This window comes from Kocuria sp. ZOR0020 (assembly GCF_000800955.1).
GTDB classification, from domain to species: domain Bacteria; phylum Actinomycetota; class Actinomycetes; order Actinomycetales; family Micrococcaceae; genus Kocuria; species Kocuria subflava.
Genome location: NZ_JROX01000443.1, coordinates 1 through 345, shown reverse-complemented (window position 1 = coordinate 345; position 345 = coordinate 1). Strand labels below are relative to the sequence as shown.

Here is a 345-nt window from a genome sequence, read left to right as displayed (position 1 = left end):
AGTGGGAAGCGCGCGAGCGAGGCAGGGATCGAAACCCGGCCTGGGAAATCGAGGGCGTGCCCGACGAACTGGTGACCGAGTTCTCCACCCGCTCCCGGCACATCGAGGCCGAGAAAGACCGCCTGATCGCGGAGTACGTCGCCAAGCACGGTCGGCAGCCCTCGGCACGGACGGTGCTGAAACTACGGGCGCAGGCGACGCTCGCCACGAGGCCGGAGAAGCAGGTCAGGTCGCTGGCCGACCTCACCGGCGAGTGGCGGCAGCGCGCCGGCCGCGTGCTCGGCCGGGACGCGACCGGATGGGCACGCACCCTCACCAGCGGCGGCGAGTTGCGGCGGGTGCTGC

1 protein-coding gene is annotated in these 345 nt (G+C 71.9%); it reads left to right on the top strand.

Annotated features, from left to right (window positions below; genetic code table 11):
- Positions 1-345 (top strand): relaxase domain-containing protein (locus L979_RS14115; RefSeq protein WP_047692911.1); only part of this gene is annotated, 345 nt, incomplete at both ends.